The 7,107-nt window shown below is 70.8% G+C and carries 8 protein-coding genes; 2 read left to right on the top strand and 6 right to left on the bottom strand.

Annotated elements, in window-relative coordinates; all coding sequences use genetic code 11:
- Positions 1 to 8 precede the first annotated feature (8 nt).
- The 4 genes from SNAS_RS22285 to SNAS_RS22270 form a co-directional block, all read right to left on the bottom strand.
- Positions 9 to 755: a 2,3-dihydro-2,3-dihydroxybenzoate dehydrogenase gene (locus SNAS_RS22285; protein WP_013019730.1), complete on the bottom strand. Its 747-nt coding sequence runs from the start codon at positions 753 to 755 to the stop codon at positions 9 to 11.
- Positions 756 to 882: 127 nt separating this feature from the next.
- The gene (locus SNAS_RS22280; RefSeq protein ID WP_013019729.1) at positions 883 to 1,659 is read right to left on the bottom strand and encodes an ABC transporter ATP-binding protein; all 777 of its coding nucleotides are present in this window, start codon (positions 1,657 to 1,659) and stop codon (positions 883 to 885) included.
- A gap of 3 nt (positions 1,660 to 1,662) precedes the next feature.
- The gene (locus SNAS_RS22275; RefSeq protein WP_013019728.1) at positions 1,663 to 2,688 is read right to left on the bottom strand and encodes a FecCD family ABC transporter permease; all 1,026 of its coding nucleotides are present in this window, start codon (positions 2,686 to 2,688) and stop codon (positions 1,663 to 1,665) included.
- A complete protein-coding gene (locus SNAS_RS22270; protein WP_013019727.1) occupies positions 2,685 to 3,734 on the bottom strand; it encodes a FecCD family ABC transporter permease in 1,050 nt (349 codons plus the stop codon). Before SNAS_RS22270 ends, SNAS_RS22275 begins: the two co-directional genes overlap by 4 nt.
- 84 nt (positions 3,735 to 3,818) lie before the next feature.
- On the opposite strand from SNAS_RS22270, the gene SNAS_RS22265 reads away from it, so the two are divergent.
- Positions 3,819 to 4,772 carry an ABC transporter substrate-binding protein gene (locus tag SNAS_RS22265; protein WP_013019726.1) on the top strand — a complete coding sequence of 318 codons (954 nt, stop codon included), beginning with the start codon at positions 3,819 to 3,821 and terminating at the stop codon, positions 4,770 to 4,772.
- On the top strand, positions 4,772 to 5,059 hold the full coding sequence (locus SNAS_RS22260) for a DUF2218 domain-containing protein (RefSeq protein ID WP_013019725.1): 288 nt from the start codon (positions 4,772 to 4,774) through the stop codon (positions 5,057 to 5,059). Before SNAS_RS22265 ends, SNAS_RS22260 begins: the two co-directional genes overlap by 1 nt.
- A gap of 103 nt (positions 5,060 to 5,162) precedes the next feature.
- Here the strand turns inward: SNAS_RS22260 and SNAS_RS22255 are convergent, their stop codons facing one another.
- Positions 5,163 to 6,113 (bottom strand): NAD-dependent epimerase/dehydratase family protein, encoded by a 951-nt coding sequence (locus SNAS_RS22255; RefSeq protein WP_013019724.1) that lies wholly within the window; start codon positions 6,111 to 6,113, stop codon positions 5,163 to 5,165.
- Between the two features lie 11 nt (positions 6,114 to 6,124).
- On the bottom strand, positions 6,125 to 7,042 hold the full coding sequence (locus SNAS_RS22250) for an aminoglycoside phosphotransferase family protein (protein ID WP_013019723.1): 918 nt from the start codon (positions 7,040 to 7,042) through the stop codon (positions 6,125 to 6,127).
- Between the last annotated feature and the right edge of the window lie 65 nt (positions 7,043 to 7,107).

Below are 7,107 nucleotides of genomic sequence, written 5' to 3'. Positions count from 1 at the left end.
GGGGTGTGTCAGCGAAGCGAGGCGCCACCGTCGACATACAGTTCCTGCATGGTCAGGTGGCTGGCGTCGTCGGAGGCCAAAAAGGTCACGACCCGCGCGACCTCCTCGGCCGAGGCGATCTTGCGCAACGGGATGCCGAGGCGGTGCTTGCCGGGGTCTCCGGCCACCGCGGCGGCGGCGCCGTCGCCGGTCGTCCACATCGACCGGAACATCGGGGTGTCGGTCGAGCCGGGAGCGACGATGTTGCAGCGGATGCCGTGCTCGGCCAGTTCCAGGCCGAAGCAGCGGGTGAGGTGGGCCGCGGCGGCCTTGCTGGCGGGGTAGGCGCCCATGCCGACGCGGGGCACGCCACCGGCGTTGGAGGCGACGGTGACGACGCTGCCGCTCCCGCGCCGCACCATGCGGGTGGTGACCGCCTTGGTCACCAGGAACACGCCGGTGGAGTTGACCGCGAAGGTGTCGTTCCAGTCCTTCGCGGTGGTGTCCAGCAGGGTTCCGGTCCGCAGGATTCCGGCGACGTTCACGAGGATGTCGATCTCGCCGAGTTGGCTGGAGACCTCGGCGACCACCGTCTCGACGGCCTCGGCGTCGGTGACGTCGAGCGCGAAGCCGTCCTTGTCGTCGGCGTCGGGGGCGATGTCGCAGGCGGCGACGCGGACTCCGTTGTCCCGCAAGGCGGCCACGGTCGCGGCTCCGATACCCGACGCGGCGCCGGTGACCAGGGCGACCCGGCCGGTCAGCGAGCGCAAGGACATGAGACGACTCCTTTAAGTGAATTTAGGTAAGCCTAACCTAATGGGCTGAGCCTAGGCTAACCCATCGAACCGGCCGTCCTCGGGGGCGGTCCCGCTCGGAGAATTCGCTGAAACGTTCGGCGGCGACTCACGCCTCCGCCCGGGGCACCACCACCGGGGCGCCATCCCCCGGAGCGGTGAGGATGTCGGCCTCGACGTCGTACAACCGCCGCACCAACTCGGAGGTGACCACGACGCGCGGGTCGCCGTTCGCCACCACCTCACCGTCCTTTATGGCCACCAGCACGTCGGCGTAGCGCGCCGCCGCTCCCAGGTCGTGCAGCACCATGACGACGCTGCGGCCCCGCGCCGCGACCTGCCGGATCACGTGCAGCGTCTCCACCGCGTGCCCCAGGTCCAGGGCACTGGTGGGTTCGTCCAGCAGCAGGATCGGCGTCTCCTGCGCCAGCGTCATCGCCAGCCAGCAGCGCTGCCGCTGTCCGCCCGACAGTGTCTCCAGTCGACGGTTCGCCAGCTCGGCCACGCCGGTGGCGGCCAGCGCCCGGTCGGCGGCCTCGGCGTCGGCGCGCGACCACTGCCGGAACAGGCCCTGGTGCGGGTGCCGTCCATAGGCGACCAGACCCGCCACGGTGATGGCCTCCGGCGCGATCGGGGACTGCGGCAGCAGCGCCAGCCGGGTGGCGGCGGCGCGGGGCCGCAGGCTCCACACCTCGTCGCCGTCGACGGTCACCGAACCCGAGTCGGGTTTGTGCAGCCGGGCGACACTGCGCAGCAGTGTGGACTTCCCGCAACCGTTGGGGCCCACGATCGCCACCACCGTCCCCGGCTCCACCTCCAGGTCCACTCCGGACACCGCCTTGACACCCGGGTAGGACGCGCACAGGTCCTTGACGGACAGCTTCACTGTCTACACCTTCCTGGTCAGTAGCACCCACAACAGAAACGGCCCGCCCAGCAGGCTGGTCAGCACGCCCACCGGGATCTCGACCTCACCCAGGCCGCGCCCCAGCGTGTCGGCGAGGCTGACCAGCACCGCACCGGCCAGGGCCGCGACGAGCACCGGAACCCGGGACCGTCCGGACATATAGGACGCCAACACCGGCGCGGCCATGGCCACGAACGCGATCGGTCCGGCGACCCCGACGGCCAGTCCGGCCAGCAGCACCGCGATCAGCAGCGCCAGCGCCCGGGTCGCGCCCGGTGACACCCCCAGAGTGGACGCGGTGTCGTCGCCGAAGTGCAGCGCCCGCAGCCGCGCCGAACACAGCACCGCCACCGGGATCAGCACCGCCAGTCCGATCAGGACCGGCAGCGCCGAGGCGTAGTCGCGGCCGTTGAGGTAGCCCAGCGTCCAGGTCAGCAACCCTTGGGCGGCGTGCAGGTTCTGACGGGCCAACACCAGTTCGGTGATCGAGTCGATGGCCACCGACAGGCCGACGCCGACGACGAGGATCCGGTAACCGGTGGTGCCCAAGCCGCCCGCCAGCAGCATCACGAGTGCTGCGGCGGCCATGGCCCCGGCCGGTCCGGCCCACCAGGCGCCCAGGGTTCCGGCGGAAGTTCCCAGCACTGACAGCAGCACCCCGACGGTGGCGCCGTCGGTGACGCCCACCAGGTCCGGGGTGGCCAGCCGGTTGCGCGCCAGCGTCTGGATCAGGCAACCGGCGGCGCCCAGGGCCGCGCCCGCCAGCGCCCCGGCCACGAATCGCGGCAGCCGCAGCAGGTTGACGATCCGCCAGGCGCCGACGTCCTCGGCGGTGAACAGCGCCGCCACCGCCCGCATGCCGGTGGTGTGTCCATTGCCGACGGCCACCGACAGCGCGCAGGACGCGAACAGCGCCAGGCACAACGCGGCGGTGACCAGTACCGGCCGCACCGGCAGCAGCAGTGAGACGCCGCGGGCGCGCAGCAGCAGGGTTCCGGGTGGTCTCACGCGGCACCTCCGGGCACTCGCAGCGTCAGGATGCGGCGGGATCGGACGATGAGGATCAGCACCGGGCCGCCGATGACGGCCAGCAGCACGCTGACCGGCGCCTCGTAGGGCGCGATGACCACGCGCGCGGCGACGTCGGCGGCGATCATGATCCCGGCGCCGAACACCCCCGACAGCAACAGCTGTCGGGCCAGGTTGGGGCCGGTCAGCGACCGGGCCAGGTGCGGCGCCAGCAGTCCCAAAAACGCGATCGGCCCGCACAGCGCGACCGACGCTCCGGTCAGGAGGGTCACCGCCGCGGCGGCCAGGATCCGGGTGCGTCGCGGTCGGTGGCCGAGCCCCGCGGCGATGTCGTCGCCCAGCGACAGTGCCGCCAGCGGCCGGATCAGCAGCAGCACCAGGAGCAGCCCGCCGGCCACGGCGGGCAGCACCCAGTACACCTGGACGAGATCCACTCCCGACAGTGATCCCAGTACCCAGAACCGGTACCGGTCGTAGGCGGCGCCGTCCGACATGAGCAGATAGGACGTGGCGCCTCGGAACGTCGCCGACAGCGCCACCCCGGCCAGCACCAACCGCAGCGGCGACAGTTTGGCGCCCGAGGCCACCAGCAGCACGACGGCGCTGGCGGCCAGTGCCCCGCACAGCGCCAGGCCCAGCAGCGCCGGGGCGGTGTCGGCGGCCAGCAGGCTGATGCCCGCGACGACGGCCAGCGCGGCCCCGGCGTTAACGCCGAGCAAACCCGTTTCGGCCAAGGGATTGCGGGTTACCGTCTGAAGGACGCAACCGGCGATTCCCAGTGAGATTCCGGTAATAATGGCGACTATGGTGCGCGGGAACCGCAGTTGGGTCACGACCATCGCCAGGTGTTCGTCGGCCCGGGCGCCCGTGTCACCCAGCAGGAACGCAAGCGACCGGCCGACGCCGACATCGCCGCCGCCGACGAGCAGGGACGCCACCATCAGTCCACACAGGATGACGGCGATCGCGAAGGCGGCGACCAGGGGTGAGGGTCTCGGTCGCGACCCGGCTGCGGAGCGGAACATTAGGTGAGGCTAACCTAATGCCCGAGCGCCCCGGCGGACACCACCGCACGTGGCCACCGTCCCGATCACAGGAAAGAACTACTCATGCGCATATCTACCTCCGTGCGTCTGGCGGGAGTCCTCCTGGCTTCGCTGCTAGCGGTGTCGGCGTGTGCCAGTCCCGAGGGCAACGCGGACACCGGCGAGGAAAAGGAAACCCGCAGCGTCACCGACGCCACCGGCGCCAAGATCAAGGTCCCCAAGGAGCCCGAACGCATCGTGGCGCTGTCCGAACAGGACCTCGACTCGCTGCTGGCGCTCGACATCACGCCGGTCGGCACCGTCAACGGCCGCGGCCAGAAGACGCCGCCCGCCTATCTGGGTGACAAGGCCGCCGACATCGAAGTCGTCGGCGACGTCGGCAAGCCCACCGTCGACAAGATCGTCGAACTCGACCCCGACCTGGTGCTGTTCGGCGGCGCCCAGGACGAGAAGCAGCTGGAGAAGCTGCGCGAACTGGTACCGGCCACCGTCGTCACCTACAAGCTCGACGACGAATGGACCGAGGCCTTCACCAAGATCGCCGACGTCGTCGGCGCCAAGAAGGACGGCGAGACCTGGCTGACCGAATACGAGTCGAAGGTCGAAGAGGCGCAGGGCAAACTCGGCGACAACGCGAAATCCACCGTCAGCATCGTCCGCTGGAACCCCGACGGCCCCGGCATCATGCAGAACGAGGCCTTCGCGTCGCTGGTGATCCAGGACCTGGGACTCAAGCGCCCCAAGGACCAGCAGGAACCCGGCTTCGCGCACACCGACCCGTTGAGCCTGGAGAACCTGCCCCGTATCGACGCCGACTGGCTGTTCGTCGGCACGCTGCAACCCGGCGCCGAGAAGGCGCTGAAGGAGGCCAAGAAGGACTCCGCCTTCTCCGAACTGGACGCGGTCAAGAAGGACCACTTCGTCGAGGTCGACGGGACCCTGTGGACCTCGCGCGGCGGCCCGCTGGCCTCGCTCCAGGTCATCGACGACGTTGTCAAGAACCTGGGTAAGAAGTAGTGCCCGCAGCGCACGCCCGGGTGGCGACACCGCGCGCCGCCCGGTACCTCAAACAACTGAGCTCGCACTTCGGTCACAAGGCCGACTCCACATATGACGAACACAGTGGTCACACGGACTTCGGCTTCGGCCAATGCCGGATGACCGCCGAGACCGACGCGCTGGTCATCGACGTCGAGGCACCCGACGCCGAGATGCTCGGCCGGGTCGAACACGTTGTGGCCGACCACCTGGAGCGGTTCGCCAGCCGCGAGGGCCTGTCGGTGGAGTGGCGACCCGCGTCCTGACCGGACGCGGCCAAAACGCCGCGACGGCGGCGGGAGTCCGTGGCTAATGCTCGGCGCGGACGACGAACCGCCGTCGCGGTCCTCACCGGTCCTCGGCATCGCCTCACGCGGTGCCGAGGACTTCTTCCTCCTCGGCGGCCGAGAAACCCCGCGACAGCGGCGGTTCACCCCGGCCCCGGTCCCAGGCCAGCACGTCCGCGGCCGTCTTGGACAACGGCGTGGCGGGCATCCCGGCCGCGCGGGCCCGCGCGGCACTGCGTCGCTGACTGTCCCAGTCCTCGCGCACCAACGGGAACATCGGAGCCGCAGCCTCGGCGGGCACCGGCACGATCTCCACCCGCGACCCGGCCGCCGCCGCGCAGATCTCGATCAGCCCCGCGAAGGTCACCGGCTCGGCCGGACCCACCGCGTTGAAGGCACCGGGCCGATCGTCGGCCAGCAGCCGCACCACCAGCCGCGCCAGATCCCGGGAATCCACCACCTGCACCGGCTGCCGGGGATCGGCGGGCAACGCCACCTTCCCGCCCCGCGCCGCCCGGCGCACCCAGTACGTGAAGACGTCCTGGTTGTCGTACGGTCCCGCCACCCGGCCCGGCCGCACGATGGTGGCGCCAGCGCCGAACCGCTTCAGCACCGCGTCCTCGCAGCCGACCTTGAGCCGCCCGTAGGTCTCGTTGTCGATCTCGTCGGCCCGCGCCAGCGGCGGCTTGCGGGCGGCGGACTCGTCGCTGTCGGGCACCGCGCCCTCGGGGGAGTAGACGGCGTGACTGGAGATGAACAGGTACCGCCCGACCCGGCCCGACAGCGCGTCCATGGCCTGGTCCACCTGCCGGGGCAGGATCGCGCTGACATCGACGACCGCGTCCCATTCCCCGTCGGCCACGGCCGCGTAGTCGCCCGTCTCGCGGTCGCCGATCAGTCTGGGCACCTTGGGAAACAGCGCCGCCCCGGTCTTGCCCCGGCTGAAGATCGTCACCTCGTCACCCCGCAGCAACGCGGTCTCCACAATGGTCCTACCGATGAACGAGGTGCCGCCGAGCATCAGGATCCGCATGGGGCGCAAGCCTAATCGCCGCGCGATTCGTGCTCGGCCAGTACCGCCGACACCACCCGCCGGTGCCCGGCCAGCCACTCCGGGGTGACGTTGTCGTCGATCCCGCCCAGACAGATCAGCGCCTTCCACAGCGCCCAGCCGCGCGCCCGGGCCCACATCGCCGCGTCCTGGCCCACCGCGCGACGAAACGCCGTCCGGCTGTCGCCGTCGAAGAACGTCCACGCCATCACCAGGTCGCAGGCCGGATCCCCGACACCGCAGGTGCCGAAGTCGATGACCGCCGAAAGTTTCCCGTCCCGCACCAGCAGGTTCCCGCCCGCGACATCGCCGTGGAACCAGCGTGGCGCGCCGTCCCACTTCGCCGCCAGCGCCGTCTCCCAGACCGCGAGTGCCGCGCCGGTGTCGATCTGGCCGTCCAGTCTGGCCAGTGCCTCACGGGTCTGGTCGTCGTAGTACGCCGGGTCGGCGCCTCGGTGGAAACTGTGCGCGCCCGCGATCGGCCCGTCGGTCGCGTCCACCGCCTGCAACGCCAGCAGGAACTCCGCCACCGACTCCGCGAACCCGCTCAGGTCGGCGATCCGTTCGACGGTGGCGGTCTCACCGTCCAGCCAACGCCGCACCGACCACGGATGCGGGTAACCCTCGCCCGGTTCGCCGATGCCCAACGGCACCGGGATCGGCACCGGCAACCGCGGCGCCAACCGGGGCAGCCAGGTGTTCTCCTTGGCGACGGCGGGCACGTAGCCCGGCGCGGTGGGCAGCCGCACCGTCTTGTCCTCGCCGAGCCGGTAGGTCCGGTTGTCCCAGCCGTCGACCCTCACCGGCGTCACCGGCAGGTCGCTCCACTGTGGGAACTGGGTGGCGATGAGGCGTTCGACCAGGTCGACGTCGATTCCGGCGCGGCCGTCCGCGTGGGGAGTGTGGGTCACCGCGACAGTCTGCCCAGCTGCCGGACGCGGCTCAACAGAATTTTCCCGCCGAGGTGTCGAAATCC

Source organism: Stackebrandtia nassauensis DSM 44728 (genome assembly GCF_000024545.1).
GTDB lineage: Bacteria > Actinomycetota > Actinomycetes > Mycobacteriales > Micromonosporaceae > Stackebrandtia > Stackebrandtia nassauensis.
This window is presented reverse-complemented; position numbering and strand designations above follow the sequence as displayed.